The sequence below is a fragment of the Streptomyces sp. NBC_00104 genome, from assembly GCF_045160825.1.
Lineage (GTDB): Bacteria > Actinomycetota > Actinomycetes > Streptomycetales > Streptomycetaceae > Streptomyces.
Genome location: NZ_CP108215.1, coordinates 5,858,069 through 5,871,470 on the forward strand (window position 1 = coordinate 5,858,069; position 13,402 = coordinate 5,871,470).

Genomic DNA, 13,402 nt, shown 5'->3' on the forward strand with positions numbered 1-13,402 from the left:
ACTCTACGGTCCTGGTCACCGAGTACGTGATCTCGAGAAAGCGGTGGCTTCATGAAGAACGCGGTGAAGGGGCTTGTGCTCGCCGGTGCGGCGGGCGCTCTGCTGGCGGGCGGCGCGCTGCCGGCGTCGGCGGCGGGCGCCGGGGCGCAGGACAAGGTTCCGAAGGGCTACGGCAATGTGCGCCTGGAGAAGGTGTTCGGCACGTACGGCATGTGCCTGTCGATGGACAACTCCAAGGCCAACAAGGCGGACCTGAAGCTGCGCAAGTGCGCGAAGAAGGCGACCACGCAGCGGTGGGACCTGGTGTGGATCAATGACAACAAGCCCAACCAGTCGCGCATATTCGTGATCAAGAACAAGCACTCGAAGAAGTGCCTGTATGTGCGGTCCGCCAAGACGAAGACTCAAGTGGAGCAGACGAGCTGCAACACCAAGTCCAAGGCGCAGCAGTGGGACTTCGCCGGCAGCAGGATCAAGAACGTGTCCGCGAAGAAGGTGCTTACGGCCGCCAGCAGCAGCTCCGGGCAGAAGATCACGATCACCCCGGCCGACGGGTCGAACAAGGGGCGAGTGAAGCAGGAGTGGGGCCTTTCCTGACCTGTCTCCGCCTCCGCCCCGGCGTGAACATGGTGTCATCGGGTGTCGCCACAAGGCTGCTCAGTCATCGAATCGGGTCGGTGCGCCCGGTGGCACCGACGCCGGCCGGGTGATCGACACCGGACGCGACGACGCCGTCAGAACCGGGCTCTACGACGAAGGTGATGGGCGACAGTGCCCCGTCGGCCCTTCATCGGTGTTCCGTCGGTCTCGGCCCACGGCTCGGGTTTGTACAGTGAGCGGCGTAACTCCCGAGCTGGAAGCGACAGTTGCTGACTGACGTGGCGAGTGACATCGGAGCCAGGGAGTCTGTTGCGAGTGGGGCGGCGGGCGCCGCGTCGACGGCGCCCCGCACATCACGGGTCCGGCCGGTGGCGCGGGAGGGCGGGTATCGGCGGAGAAGGGGCCCGTGGAACGAAGGGCCCGCCGGATGGCGGGCCCTTCTTCACATTTCTCGCCTCTTGCTCGTCATCTCGTGGTCATACGCGCATCTACCCCCGTAAGTCGCTCGCGCCGCACATGGGTTGCGTGTGCTCAGCTGGTCATTGAGCGGTGGTGATTTTCAAGAGTGAACGACCGGTCGACGGTCAGACGGCGGACGCCCCGACGAGACGGGACGTCGGCGCGGCCGAGTCGCACGTGCACCGTGGATCGGCGCACAGCAGCTCGTGGGCGAGGACGGAGAGCACCGCGGCCTGCAGCCGTGTCTGCTGCTCCAGTTTCTCCACTATTCGCGCGACATGTGCCTTCACGGTCCGCTCGGCGATACCGAGCTCCCTGGCCAACTGCCGGTTGCCCAGGCCCGTTCCCAGCAGAAGCAGGACTTCCTTCTCCCGTTCCGTCAGCGTCTTGAGCCTGCTGATGTCCCGAACCGGTTCGGCCCCCGTGCGCCGGTAGGCGCAAGCCGTGTCTCCTACGTCAGACCTCTTGGTCATTGGTCGGCCCTTCCCGATGCCGCTTTCCCGACAGAGCCCCGTGCCCCGGGTGCGGCGGCGATCTCCCCCCCAACTTAGCGTCCGCTACCGACAAGAAGCACCCCCGAAATGACACGGCCACGTCACAGTGGGACATCCCCGGAGGGCACTGCCCCAAGAGACAATTACCGCCGGGCCGACCGCTCCCTAGGCTCGTTGCCGCGCACCGACGGACACTCAGACCGCAGGGAGAACACTGTGCACAGCGTCACCACGCGTCGCCTCACCACCGTCGTCGTCGCGGGAGCGGCGTCCCTGGCGGTACTGGCCCCGGCGGCGTCGGCGAGCGAGGCAGGCCCGCACCAGGGCACGCAGACCGCCGCCTCCCAGACCGCCGCCGCGAAGCTGCCGGCGAAGCTGACGGTCAAGAGCTACACCGCCTACCTCAAGGCGCAGAGGACACCCGAGGCCAAGCGGACCTTGAAGAGCTTCTCCGCGCTGCCGGCCGCCAAGAAGACCGCGTTCGTCGGGCACCTGCAGAACGGCAAGATCTACGCGTCCCTGTTCCGGCAGCTCAAGGGCAACGTCAACCATCCGGTGAAGACCGTGACCCCGTACAACAAGGACGTGAAGTTCGTCCACGAGGTCTCGTCCTCGAAGCACACCAAGGGCGCCGTCGCGGTCTCCTACACCGCCACCGAGACCATCTACGGCATCCCGGTCACCAGCGAGAAGCTGACCCTGCACTACAAGATCGTCAAGGGCAAGGTCCAGCGCAACGCCCGCGCCGTCGCCAAGGTGACCAACGTCAACGCCGCCCTCGCCATCAAGGGCGGCGGCGTCAAGGTCGCCGTCAAGGGCATCGCCCGCGCCGACGTCACCTGGAAGGCCACCCCGAAGGTCCAGGCCGTCGGCAAGCCGGTCCTCAAGGACCAGGCGGTCACCGGCCACCTCAACACCTGGACCGCCTCCCTCATCCACGGCTGATCCGAGGTCCCTGCGCCCCCGGCCCCGGGATCAGGCTCCCCTCTCTCTCCCCTGGGCAGCCCCTTCCGACCGGGGAAGGCGCGGCACCCCCGGCCCCTGGTCAGGGCCGGCCCCATCCGGGGTGCCGCGCCGCCGGGCTCAGCCCTGTTCCGGTGCGGACGAGGACGCCGATGACGGCCGCAGGGACCGCCCGGTCCCCGGCTTGACACCCCACACGTACACCGAGTCCCCCTTGTGCATGATCCGCCACAGCCGCTCGGCGTCCGCGTACCGCAGGTTCACGCAGCCGTGGGAGCCGCCTTGGAAGAGGTCGTCGAGGACGCCGTGGAAGGCCTGGCCGTCGCTGAAGAACTGGGCGAACGGCATGGGGGCGTGGTCGTACAGGTCGGAGTGGTGGTCGCGGTTCTTCCAGTAGACCGTGTGCCAGCCGGAGCGGGTCTCCTGACCGTCCTTGCCGGTGCGCGCGGGCACCGGCGCGTAGATCACCCGCTTCCCCCGCTGCACCCACACCAGCTGCTGGTCGAGGTCCACGCACGTCACCTGGTACGACCGCACCGGGCACTTCCCGGCGGCGTTCGGGTCGGCGCGGGCCCGCACCACCAGCATCGTGCGGTGCGTGGCCACGTTCGCGTAGCCGTTCGCCGGCTTCACACCCGTGCGCTGCTGGAAGGCGCGGATCGCCACGCAGTCGGCGGTGGACTGCCGGCCGTCCGCCGGAAGCTTGAGATGGCGTTCCAGGTCCCACTGGTAGGGGCCGGTGCGCGCGGTGCACGCCGCCGCCGGGGCCGACGCGGCGGCCGGGACCGCCGTCCAGCCCAACAGGGCGGACGACACCACCGCGACCATCCGTATCCGGCTCTTCCGTGTCCTTCGTTCCGTCAACGCGGCCTCCGGTACTCACTCACGCACTCGCCGTACTCCCTCCCAGAGATACGGCATCCCGCGCACCCCGGAGACGTCCTGCTGGGCCGAACGGGAAGGCACCCCGCGTCTCTTCACGCGGACGGGCCACCCACCGCTGTCGACCGGTGGACGGCCCGTCCCACGTCACCCTCCCGGGTCCCAGGACCTGGGGCGGGGGACTCAGGGGATCAGCACTTCCTTCCCTTGCACCGCTCTCCCCGCAGGTTGAACAGCTTCACGAACAGCCCGTTGCCGTTCGAGGCGTTCCTCGGGGTGAGGACGTACGGGCCGGTGACCGGCCGCCGCGGCTTGCGGTAGCCCTCGGGGACGTCCGTCTCCACCAGGTAGTACGTACCGGGCAGGAGCGAGCCGAAGGAGCAGCGGCCGGTGCGGGAGCTGGCGCAGTCGTTGACGAACCGGTCCCTCTTCGGCCCGCCTCGCTGGAGGCCGCGGACGCCGTTGGTGTCCTGCCACAGCTCGAACACCGCGCCGGGCAGCGGCCTGTTGTTCTTCCTGTCGAGCTTCACGAGCGTCAGCCGCACCGACGGGGTGAGGCCGGCGTCGACCGTGTGGTTCACGTGGCCGGGGTCGCCGACACGGACCGTGGTGCGGCCCTGCGCGTCGACGTCGGAGTCGATCGCACGGTTCAAACCGGCGTTTCTGACCGTCCACTTGAGGGCGGAGCGGCTCGGACGGCCCGGCAGGGCGGACGTGTCGGCGCGGCTGTAGTCGAAGGAGACCCGGTAGGTGGTGTTCGGCCGCAGTCCCCGGTCGCCGCCGATGTAGTACTCGCCGTTCGCGTCGGTGTACGCCCTGAGGTCGGGGCCGGGAGACATCGGGTCGAGCGTCACCTTCACGCCCTTGACCGGCGGCTCGGACGGGTCCTGGACGCCGTCGCCGTCGACGTCGTACCAGACGCGGTTGCCGACCTGGATGGGCGCCCGGTCGCAGATCAGCTCCAGGTCGGCGAGGCCGTTGCCCTTGCCGAAGAGCAGGGCGCGTTGCCTGGCGTCGCCGCTCCAGGTGCGCTGGATCGTGAGGTTGCCCTCGGCCGTGCCCTTGTTGGTGTTCCAGCGGCGTACGCCCTGCTCCCAGGGGTGGTGGTCGAACGGGTCGTAGACCGTGCTCCACAGCCTGTTCCGGAACGGCTGGAGGGCCGTGCCGCCCTGGGTGACCTGGTCCTCGTGGGCGTCCGCGAGCCTCGTCGAGTCGGCGTAGAACTCGCCGTGACCCGGGCCCTCGTCGTTGTTGGGCTGTGCGCCGTGGAGCGCGTCGCACCGGGCGTTGTTCTCCGGCGTGTACGTCGTACCGGACTTGCACACCCGCAGCACGTCACCGGCGGCGACAGCTCTGACCAGGGCGTTCGTACGGGCGTTGAAGGGGTAGGTCGCCGTGCCCTGCATGTCGCCGAAGCGGTCGCGGAAGCCCAGGACCAGGTCGCCGTTGTCGGCGATCTCGATGTTGGACAGGATCGGCTGCGGCGCGGAGACGAAGGAGAGGTGCCCGGGCGTGGGGACCCGCTGGTTCCACGCCTCCCACATGGCACTCAGCGGCCGGCCGACGGAGGCGGGCTTGGTGCAGCGGGCGGTGGTCGCGGGCAGTCCGGTGAACCGGTACGCGCAGCCGCGCGGGTAGTTCATCGCCGTGCGGAACAGATGGCGGAACGACCCCTGGGAGAACTCGTAGACGTGCGCGGTGACCTGGGACGGGTCGCCCCACGGGGCGTTCCTGGTGACCGTGTTCTCCGCGCCGCACACCCCGCCGACGAGCACGCGCCCGCCGCGCACCCCGATGCCGTACGGGTGCCAGTGGCCGGCGCAGTGCTCCGGCTCGGGAATGACGTGCGACCGGTAGGTGCCCGGGTAGACCCCGTCGCCGGTGCCGCGGATCGGCACGGTGTACAGCCGGGAGTCGTTGAGGCTGACCGCGTAGAGGGTCCTGCCGTTGCCGGATACGTCGACGTCACCGATGCCTTCCCGGCCGACCCTGCCGTAGACCGGGTTGTCACGAAGCCAGTCGTCGCTTTCGTCGTGCTCGGTCAGCAGGCCCGGGAGGGTGACGAAGGTGCTCACCCCGGAGGCACTGTTGCGGCGGTAGATCGTGTTGGTCGCGCCCGCCGGGCCGTACGCCGCGTGCCGTTTGACCAGCGTGCCCATGTACGTGTTGCCGACCCGGTCGTTGCCGATGCCGAACACCGAGCCCTGCTGCTGGTTGTTGGTCAGCCGGCGGACCGTGCCGCCGGGGTGGGTGTCGGAGAGGTTCCCCGCGAACCGCACCAGACCCTTGTGGGTGTCGGGTGCGTCACCCTTCGTCAGGTTGCAGGTCACCAGGTCAGGGTTCTCCTGGCAGTAGACCCCGGGCTCCCAGAAGCCGGTCGTGTACGTCGTGCTGCGGTTGCCGGAGACGTTCACGAAGCCGACGTTGCTGCGCATGACCTTCGGTCCGTCGCCGAGGCCCGCGATCGCCGGCTGGAAGGTGCGGGGGTCGGGGTTGTAGACCTGGACGCGGTACCTGCCGCCGCGCAGTGGGGAGGCCGACGGCTGGAACCAGGCGACGCCGTAGGAGTTGGTGGTCTGGGTCACCACGGTTCCTCGGTCGTCGGTCAGCGTGACCCGCACACCGAGCCAGCCCTTCTCCAGGCCTTGGTCGTACGTCCCGTCGGCATCCACCTCGTTGACGACGCGCACGGTCACGGCGCCGTCGCCGGGCGCCCTGCCGTCCGCGATGCTCCTCGCGCCGGGGGCGGCGGAGACCGCCTCGCCGGTCAGTCCCACCACCAACGCCGCCGAGACGGCCAGGGTCAGACCCACGCCGCCCGGTGTTCTTCGCTTCACGCCACGTCCCTCTTCTCCTGATGTCCTGCCGAGGCGACGGAGCCCGGTGCCCGAAGCCGACCCCTGCATTCATATGAAGTGGCAAGCGCCACTAATCAGGCCGAACGGGGCATGGGCGGGCGCAAGAGAGGGGCGATACGCCGTAATTGTGGAGATTCGGGGGAGGCGGGAGGAGGGCGTGGCCCGGCGAGTTCATCCGGTCGGGTCAGCGGTGGCGTCCCCGCATGGCCTACCGCGTGGACTGACGGTACGTCAGGCGGGCGGATTCGCCAGGGACTGTTCCGCCCAGATCACCTTGCCGTCGGGCAGGAAGCGGGTGCCCCAGCGCTGGGTGAACTGGGAGATGAGGAACAGGCCGCGGCCGCCCTCGTCGGTGGTGCGCGGATGACGCAGATGGGGCGCGGTGGCGCCGCCGTCGAACACCTCGCAGATCAGGGTGCGTTCGAGGACGAGTCGGAGCCGGATGGGCCCGGCGGCGTGCCGGATCGCGTTGGTGACCAGCTCGCTGACGACCAGTTCGGTGGTGAACGCCAGCTCGTCCAGCCCCCACACGCCGAGCTGCCGGGCGGTGGTCTTGCGGGCCTCGGCGACCAGTGCCGGGTCGGCGGGCAGTTCCCAGGAGGCGACCCGGTGGGCGGGCAGGCGCCGGGTGCGGGCCAGGAGGAGGGCGACGTCGTCGTTGGGGCGGGCCGGGGCGAGGGAGTCGAGGACGTGCTGGGCGTGCCGTTCCAGGGAGGGTTCGGGCCGGGCCAGCGCACGGCACAGCGCCTCCCGGGGGGCGTCGGCGAGCAGCCCGTCGGTGTGCAGGGCGATGACGGTGCCCTCGGGGAGGTCCATCTCCAGCGCCTCGAAGGGCCGCTGGTCGACGCCGAGCGCCGGCCCTTCGGGGAGCTCGGGGAAGGTGACCGTACCGTCGGGGGCGACCAGGGCCGGGGCGAACGGCCCGGCGGCGGCCATCGCGCACGTCCCGGACACCGGGTCGTGGACGACGTACAGACAGCGTGCCCCGACCGTCTGGACGCTGCCCCCGCCCGGCTCGGCACCCTCCTGCCGCGCCGACTTGGCGACCATGTCGTCGAGGTGGGCGAGCACCTCGTCCGGCGGCAGGTCGAGGTCGGCCAGGGTGCGTACGGCCGTACGGAGGCTGCCCATGGCGGCGGCGCCGTCGATGCCGTGGCCCGCCACCTCGCCGATGACGAGGGCGACACGGGCACCCGAGAGCGGGATGACGTCGTACCAGTCACCGCCGAGCCCGGTCAGCTCGTCGGCGGGCCGGTAGCGGGCGGCGACCTCGGCCGCGTCCTGCTCGGGCAGGCGGCGCGGCAGCAGGCTGCGCTGGAGGGCGAGGGCGGCGTCGCGCTCGCGCGTGTACCGGCGGGCGTTGTCGACGCAGACGGCGGCCCGGCCGACCAGCTCCTCGGCGAGGCCCAGGTCGACCGCGTCGAAGGGGTCCAGCCGGTCGCGCCGGAAGAACGTCGTGATGCCGAGCGTGATGCCCCGCGCCCGCACCGGCACGATCATCACGCTGTGCAGCCCGAGCGCCTCCACCGGCACCGCCCGGCCGCCCGGGAGCGCCTCGGCCCACTCCGTCGACAGCGGGTCCAGCCTCGGCTCCGACCACGACCGGCCGTCGACCAGCGCCCGCACGGGCGGCGAACCGGCCGCGTACGAGGCGACCGCGCCGACCTCCAGGACGGCCTCCGGCACCCCGGCGTGCACGGACTGCTGGGCGGTCCGCCGCAGCGGGACGAAACCGTCGCCGAGGGGGCCCGGCTCGGCGCCGCGCAGCACCGAGTCCAGCAGGTCCACGGTCACGAAGTCGGCGAGCGTCGGTACGACCACGTCCGCCAGCTCCTGCGCGGTCCGCCGTACGTCGAGGGTCCGGCCGATGTGCTCACCGGCCCGGTCCAGCAGGGCCAGCCGGGTGCGGGCGCGGTGTCGCTCCGACACGTCGACCACCGTGTAGTACACGCCGATGGGCCGGCCGTGATCGTCCTCCAGGCGCGTGAACGACATCGCGTGCGCGGTCTCGCGGTACGGAGACGACCGGACCCGGCCCACGTGCTCGTAGTCGAGCACCGGCACACCCGTCCGAAGCACCTGCCGCATCTGCGCCTCGATGCGCTCCGCGTCCAGCCCCGGCTGCACCTCCGCCAGCCTCAGCCCCACCCTCTCGTGCGCCTGCCCGCCCCCGAACCGCTCCAGCGCCGCGTTCGACCACACGAACCGCAACTCCGTGTCCACGATCGCGATGCCCACGGGCGACCACGTCGTCATCCGCTCCAGCACGGTCCTGCTCATGTCCCAGCCGGGAGCCCGGGTGGCGTCCGAGACGAGGGCCACCCAGTGGGCGGGGTTGAGGGAGTCGGGGGTGCCGAGCGAGGGGGCGGGCGGGGAGGGGAGCGGGGACGAGGACGGGGGTGGAGGTGAGGAGGGGGGCAGGGACGGGGACGGGGAGAAGGGCAGGCGCGCGGACGGGGACGCGGGTGGGGGCGGAAAGCCGGGGGCGGGCGCGGTCTGCCGGGCCGATGGGCTGCCGGGGCCCTGGGTGGCCGGCCAGGTGGTGCGCGCCCGGGGTGACGTGCTCCGTGGTGGGGCGGGCTTGGGCGCGGGTGGGCTCTGCCGGGGCGGGCTTCCGGTGTTCCCGGCGGCCGGCCAGGCGCCCGCCTCCCGGGCGGGGGGCCGCCCGACCTCGGGCGAGGTCGGAGCAGGGGGTGCGAAGGGGGTCGGGGGCGCGGGCGGCGTGACGGACAGGGGCGCGTCGGGATAGCCGGGGCGCGGCGCGGGCCAGACGCCGGGTGCCGACGGCGAGGTCTTCACGTCGGCGGAGCCGGTGACACCGGCGGACCCGGCGGACCCGGTGACACCGGCCGACAGGGTCGAAAGGGTGGAACCGGCCGCGGGAGTCGCGTCGGCGGAGGGAATCGCGTCGGCCGCGGGAGTCGGCGTGGCCGCTTCCCGTGTCGGTACGACGCGGACCATCACCTTGACGTGGTGGCCGTCGCGGTGGCGGGCGGTGAGGATGCCGGACCAGCCGCCGAGGGCGCGACGGGTTTCGGCCAGGGGGCCGATGCGCTCGCCGTCCTCGTCGACCAGGAGCGTCAGGACGCTGCGGCCCAGGATCTCGGCCGCCGGATACCCGAAGAGCCGCTCGGCGTCCCGCGTCCAGCTCGTCACGAACCCGTCCGCGTCGATCAGCAACGGCGCGGCGTCGGCCACGTCGAAGCGCTGACGGGAAACGGCACTGTCCCTGTCGGTCCCCACGGCGACCCTCTCTGTCGCTGAGACGCCCTCAGGCCCCATTATTCACCTTGTGTGATCGCAGAGAGGCCACCTGGTGACGGCGCACATCACACGGCCGCACGCCGTGGCGCACGGACCGGCACTCACCGATCACCCACCAGGCACACGACTGCCCTGCGCGAGCCCATCGAGACCGGGCGCGATCGGGCGTGATCGGGACGAACTGCCCGCGCGAACAGCCCGAAGCCGCCCACATGGACGCGTGCACCCCCGGCCGTCAGTGCAGGCGTACGCCGGTAATGCGCCCCCGTACGCCCCCCGAGCTCCGGCGTGTCGAACCGACCGCCCCCTCCGCGGGAGGGGTGCGGAGGGGGCGGTGGCTGGCCGATTCAGGCCTGTCGGAGGGGCCGGAGAGGCGGGAGGTTCCGGAGAGACCGGGAGGTCGGCGGGGGCCGGGTCCGGCGGTGGGGCCGCGTGCTCGGGCGCGAGACCGGGCCCGCACCCGGGCGTCAGCAGTCCCGGAACTCCGGCGACTGGTTGAGGATCTGCGACCGCAGCGAGGTGAAACGGGCGTACGTCTCACCGCCGCGCGCCTCGGTCGGGAAGACCGCCACCCGGTGGCAGTTCTGGAAGGCGAGCGCCACCCCGAAGTGCCGCTCCAGACTCCCCCGGATCGCGTCGCTGGACAACGCCCGCAGCAGCTGCCCGCGCTCCCGCTCCGACGGTGGCGGGGTCTGGTTGTCGGCGAACTCGGCGGTGCCCGCGCGCAGTTCGGCGACGAGGGAGGCGATCAGGTCGTACGCGTACGGCAGCGACGTACGCACCGTTTCCACGAACTCCACCTCCCGCACCTCGCCGTTCTCGGCATCGGCGAGCAGCTGCGGGGAGACGTCGAGCGACATGGGTGTTCCTGTTCTGATCAGAAGGAGACTACGGAGGGGGCGGTGGATCCGGTGCCGTTGGACCGGGTTCCGGACCGGGTGCCGGGCTCGGCGGCGGCCAGGGCCTCCGGTCCGTGGCGGAAATCGGGGTCCACCTGGGCGGCCAGGTCGTGCCCGGTGGCGTCGTTGGCCCAGGCGGCGGCGTTGCGGAGGTGGAACTCGACGGCGTGGCGCTGGAAGGTGGCCCAGTCCTTCGTACGGGCGTCGACGGCGTCCTTGAGCCGCGTCAGCGCGTGCAGGTTGTGCGCCTCCAACTCGCCCTGTTCGCGGCCCTGTTCCTGGGCGCGGACGTACGACGACTGCACGCAGTACGCCAACAGGTCGTCGCCCACGTGCTCCTTGAGGAAGAGCAGGTCGTCCTCGCCGGTGACCTTGTTGCCGACGACGGCGATCGGGATGCCGAACTCGGCGGCGTGCTCCCGGTACTGCCGGTACACGGACACGCTCTTCCGCGTCGGCTCCGCGACCAGGAAGGTCATGTCGAACCGGGTGAAGAGCCCCGACGCGAAGGCGTCCGCACCGGCGGTCATGTCGACGACGACGTACTCACCGGGCCCGTCGACGAGATGGTTGAGATACAGCTCCACCGCGCCGAGCTTGGAGTGGTAGCAGGCCACGCCGAGGTCGCTCTCGTCGAAGGCGCCGGTGACCATGAGCGGCACGCCGCCGACGCGCTGGACGTGCCGGGTGTGGACGTCGTCGTCGCCGAGGAGCCGCAGCAGCCGTGAACCCCGGCCCGGCGGGGTCGTCTTGACCATGGCCTCGCGGGAGACGATCCGCGGGTTGGTGCCGCGCAGCCGGTCCTTGATCTCGCCGGTGCGCGAACTCAGCGGCGGCGCGCCGAAGGTGTCGTCCTCGTCGAGGCCGAGCGCGTGCGCGAGGTGTTGGTTGATGTCACCGTCGATCGCCACGAGCGGCGCGCCCGACCGGGCGAGGTGCCGGGCGAAGAGCGCGGAGAGCGTCGTCTTGCCGCTGCCGCCCTTGCCTACGAAGGCCACGCGCATGGACCGTCACCCCGCTCGCTCTCGGCGGCACCCTTGACGCCGATAATGAAAATGGATGTCATGAACGTAGGTTCGGGAGCGGGGGGCGGGTTGTCAAATCCGCCCCATATCAACTCCCCTGGGTAAAGCGGGCAGTTGGTGAACTCATTGCCGTTCGGTGACCCGGCGTTGGGGTGTTCTTGGAGGTCCCCGCCGGGCTTCTCGAGGTCACCGGAGGGGTTGATTCCTTTTGTGGCCCATATGTGCCCTCCATGTGCCTCGCGTGTGGCGCAGGTGTGCCCCAGGGGCCGCGCAAGGTGGCCGCCGGGCGGACGTTTCCCGAGGTTGACAGCCCCTACCCGTTGGTAAACGATGTGCAGACCCTGTGGCTCAAGTGACCTATGAGCCCGGTGTTTTCTTCGACCACTCACACCCTGGCGCGGCCCCGGCGTGGCCTCGTGCTGCCGTCATGCCGCCGCGCCCCGGGTCTCGTACGTTCCGAGTTCGAGAATGGGATCTGCATGTCCATAGCGAGACGTGTCATCGTGAGCCGCCTGGTGGGGACGGGCATCGCCGCTCTTGCGCTGAGCGCGGCGGTCTCCGGTCCGGCGTTCGCCACCGGCACGCCCGGCGGTGACGGCTGGGGCAAGAAGAGCTACGCCCCCGGCCAGGGCGCGGGCACGCCCACCGAGACCGACCGCTGCGAGTTCTCGCTGGACGGCGTGAAGTTCGCCGACTGGGTGAAGCTCGACGACCAGAACCTCAAGCCCACCGAGGACGGCAAGGTCCACATCAAGGTCCGCGCCGCCGCCGACGCCACGACCTGCACGGTCTCCCTCGCGTCCTACCTCGCCCACGGCCCGACCTTCGGTACCTCCGGCGAGCAGGTCTTCGTCGACTTCGACACGGTCACGGTCAAGCCGGGCGCGACGGACTCCCTGGACATCGCGGTCCCCGACGCGGGCTGCTACGCCCAGATCGACCTCTACCGGGGGAAGGTGAAGTTCGACGGCAAGCTCGACGCGAAGGACGGCTTCGAGCACGGCGACGTCCCCAAGGGCCCCGACCGCCCCGTCATCAAGGACAAGCTGATCGCGGCCTGGAACGGCGGCACGAAGGACTGCACGACGGAGCAGCCGCCTGCCGAGGAGAACCCTCCGGCGGAGGAGCAGCCCCCGGCCGAGGAGCAGCCGCCCACGGAGGAGCAGCCGCCCGCAGAGGAGCAGCCCCCGGCGGACGAGAACCCGCCGGCCGACGAGAAGCCCCCGGCCGACACCCCGGAGACGGACTCCCCGGAGCCCACCCCCTCCGACTCCACCCCGGCCGCCCCCACCCCCAACGGCGGCGAGCCCGGCGACCTCGCCGAGACGGGCGGCGGCAACGCCATCCCGATCGCGATCGGCGCGGCGGGCCTGGTCGCCGCGGGCGGCGCCATCTTCGTCGTGACACGACGCAAGGGCACGAACCGCACGGCTTCGTGACGCGACGCCGCAGAACGAGCGCGAACCGCACCTGAACCCTCGCGGCGCCCGGCCTCTTCCGAGGTCCGGGCGCCGTGTCGATGTCGGTGTGCCCCGCCGGTTCAGCGAACGTCGACGAAGTCTGCGACCCCGGCTAATGTGCCGCCCCGCGAAAGCGGCCCAGGAGAGCCTGAGCCCGCTCGGCGTCCGCGTCGAAGAACTGCGTGGCCGACGCGGGCGACACGGCCGTCCCCCGCATCCGCACCTCATGGCAGGTGAAGCAGAACGCCGCCTCGAACAACGCCAGGTCGAGCGCGTCGTCGTACGCCCGGATACCCCATCCCGGCGAGAAGCCGCAGCGCTGCTGTGCGCTGCCGGGCAGGGTCTCGATCAGGGCCAGTACGTCGGCGGCCTCGTCCCCGGCCCAGTGAGTGACCACCGCACCGGGGTAGGGGTCGTCCCGCCTCCTCGGCAGGCCGGAGATCCTGACGACTTCGATCAGGGCGGTGGCCGCGACGGCTGGTGCGGGAAGCTGCATGA

At 71.2% G+C, this 13,402-nt stretch carries 10 protein-coding genes; 3 read left to right on the forward strand and 7 right to left on the reverse strand.

Annotated elements, in window-relative coordinates; all coding sequences use genetic code 11:
* Positions 1-51: 51 nt before the first annotated feature.
* Positions 52-597 (forward strand): RICIN domain-containing protein, encoded by a 546-nt coding sequence (locus tag OG272_RS25820; protein ID WP_326580335.1) that lies wholly within the window; start codon positions 52-54, stop codon positions 595-597.
* A gap of 587 nt (positions 598-1,184) precedes the next feature.
* Here the strand turns inward: OG272_RS25820 and OG272_RS25825 are convergent.
* Positions 1,185-1,532 (reverse strand): LuxR C-terminal-related transcriptional regulator, encoded by a 348-nt coding sequence (locus OG272_RS25825; RefSeq protein ID WP_326580333.1) that lies wholly within the window; start codon positions 1,530-1,532, stop codon positions 1,185-1,187.
* 237 nt (positions 1,533-1,769) lie between these two features.
* Here OG272_RS25825 and OG272_RS25830 point away from each other — a divergent pair, with 237 nt between their 5' ends.
* Positions 1,770-2,498 carry a hypothetical protein gene (locus tag OG272_RS25830; protein ID WP_327728691.1) on the forward strand — a complete coding sequence of 243 codons (729 nt, stop codon included), beginning with the start codon at positions 1,770-1,772 and terminating at the stop codon, positions 2,496-2,498.
* A 138-nt stretch (positions 2,499-2,636) separates the two neighbouring features.
* On the opposite strand, the gene OG272_RS25835 is transcribed toward OG272_RS25830, so the two are convergent.
* The 5 genes from OG272_RS25835 to OG272_RS25855 form a co-directional block, all read right to left on the reverse strand.
* Positions 2,637-3,344 carry a L,D-transpeptidase gene (locus OG272_RS25835; protein ID WP_405896074.1) on the reverse strand — a complete coding sequence of 236 codons (708 nt, stop codon included), beginning with the start codon at positions 3,342-3,344 and terminating at the stop codon, positions 2,637-2,639.
* 245 nt (positions 3,345-3,589) lie between these two features.
* Entirely contained in the window at positions 3,590-6,235 is a 2,646-nt protein-coding gene (locus OG272_RS25840) for an SdrD B-like domain-containing protein (RefSeq protein WP_327728690.1), read from the reverse strand.
* A gap of 252 nt (positions 6,236-6,487) precedes the next feature.
* A complete protein-coding gene (locus tag OG272_RS25845; RefSeq protein WP_328223630.1) occupies positions 6,488-9,499 on the reverse strand; it encodes a SpoIIE family protein phosphatase in 3,012 nt (1,003 codons plus the stop codon).
* Between the two features lie 488 nt (positions 9,500-9,987).
* Entirely contained in the window at positions 9,988-10,380 is a 393-nt protein-coding gene (locus OG272_RS25850) for an SCO5389 family protein (RefSeq protein ID WP_328223631.1), read from the reverse strand.
* Positions 10,381-10,397: 17 nt separating this feature from the next.
* Complete coding sequence (locus OG272_RS25855) at positions 10,398-11,423, reverse strand: adenylyl-sulfate kinase (protein ID WP_328223632.1); 1,026 nt, start codon at positions 11,421-11,423, stop codon at positions 10,398-10,400.
* A 500-nt stretch (positions 11,424-11,923) separates the two neighbouring features.
* On the opposite strand from OG272_RS25855, the gene OG272_RS25860 reads away from it, so the two are divergent.
* The gene (locus OG272_RS25860) at positions 11,924-12,883 is read left to right on the forward strand and encodes an LAETG motif-containing sortase-dependent surface protein (RefSeq protein ID WP_326580321.1); all 960 of its coding nucleotides are present in this window, start codon (positions 11,924-11,926) and stop codon (positions 12,881-12,883) included.
* A 133-nt stretch (positions 12,884-13,016) separates the two neighbouring features.
* Here the strand turns inward: OG272_RS25860 and OG272_RS25865 are convergent, their stop codons facing one another.
* A complete protein-coding gene (locus OG272_RS25865) occupies positions 13,017-13,400 on the reverse strand; it encodes a hypothetical protein (protein WP_326580319.1) in 384 nt (127 codons plus the stop codon).
* Positions 13,401-13,402 lie beyond the last annotated feature (2 nt).

Bases quoted from the DNA above. Each gene is read 5' to 3' on its own strand.
- OG272_RS25825 (WP_326580333.1), bottom strand. From the start codon at position 1,532: ATGACCAAGAGGTCTGACGTAGGAGACACGGCTTGCGCCTACCGGCGC.
- OG272_RS25835 (WP_405896074.1), bottom strand. From the start codon at position 3,344: ATGGTCGCGGTGGTGTCGTCCGCCCTGTTGGGCTGGACGGCGGTCCCG.
- OG272_RS25860 (WP_326580321.1), top strand. From the start codon at position 11,924: ATGTCCATAGCGAGACGTGTCATCGTGAGCCGCCTGGTGGGGACGGGC.
- OG272_RS25855 (WP_328223632.1), bottom strand. From the start codon at position 11,423: ATGCGCGTGGCCTTCGTAGGCAAGGGCGGCAGCGGCAAGACGACGCTC.
- OG272_RS25865 (WP_326580319.1), bottom strand. From the start codon at position 13,400: ATGCAGCTTCCCGCACCAGCCGTCGCGGCCACCGCCCTGATCGAAGTC.
- OG272_RS25820 (WP_326580335.1), top strand. From the start codon at position 52: ATGAAGAACGCGGTGAAGGGGCTTGTGCTCGCCGGTGCGGCGGGCGCT.
- OG272_RS25850 (WP_328223631.1), bottom strand. From the start codon at position 10,380: ATGTCGCTCGACGTCTCCCCGCAGCTGCTCGCCGATGCCGAGAACGGC.